The sequence below is a fragment of the Flavobacterium macrobrachii genome, assembly GCF_014486675.1.
Classification (GTDB): domain Bacteria; phylum Bacteroidota; class Bacteroidia; order Flavobacteriales; family Flavobacteriaceae; genus Flavobacterium; species Flavobacterium macrobrachii.
Genome location: NZ_JACTAC010000174.1, coordinates 1 through 794 on the forward strand (window position 1 = coordinate 1; position 794 = coordinate 794).

At 36.8% G+C, this 794-nt stretch carries 1 protein-coding gene; it reads left to right on the forward strand.

The features are described 5' to 3' along the window. Positions 1-36 precede the first annotated feature (36 nt). Positions 37-747 carry a hypothetical protein gene (locus tag IAI56_RS15810; RefSeq protein ID WP_187658774.1) on the forward strand — a complete coding sequence of 237 codons (711 nt, stop codon included), beginning with the start codon at positions 37-39 and terminating at the stop codon, positions 745-747. Positions 748-794 lie beyond the last annotated feature (47 nt).

Consider the following 794-nt stretch of genomic DNA (forward strand, 5'->3'; position numbering starts at 1 on the left):
ATAAAAAAATAATCAGTAACTTAATTCATTATCGTTATGCAAATCAGCAGAAATTACAAATGTAAAGACGTAGAAATGCTAATCACAGCAGCAACTATCAACGAGTCCGCAATCAAAAACAAAACATTCCTCCAATCAAAACGTGCCAACTGGGCTGACCCATTCTTCGAAGACTTCAAAGCCGAAATAGACAAAACAATCGAAGACTACCTAGGAGCAGATTCTGCCAAACAACTTAGAGAATCTACCCAAATAGTTCTCGAAATTCAAGCCAACGCCATGAAAGACCTAGCAGAACTAAAAACACAAATAGATGCCGACTTCAAATCAAATCCAGTCCAAAAAACAGAAATACTGACAACACTTGGATTTAACGCCCACTACAAAGCGGTTCAATCAAAAGACCAAGAAGCACTAATAAGTCTCTTATTCCAATTCAAAACCAACCTAACACCAAACCTAAGAACAAAAATAACAGACCAAGGAACAGCACCAGCAACACTCGATGCCATTATCGCACATGCCGAACAACTAAAAAATGCCAACATAACCCAAGAAGGTTTCAAAGGAACAAGAAAAGAAATCACCGCCGAAGCACTAACAGCCTTCAATGCTATTTACGACAAAGTAATAAACATAGCAGTTATCTCCGCAAAATTCTACAAAGACAAACCCGAACTAAAAGACCAATTCAGTTTCACCAAAGTAAAAAACAAACTTAACCTCACCAAAAAACCAAACCCATAAAAATAAAAACTTCCCTCAGGAAGTTTTTTTTATTCAAAACATTGTCA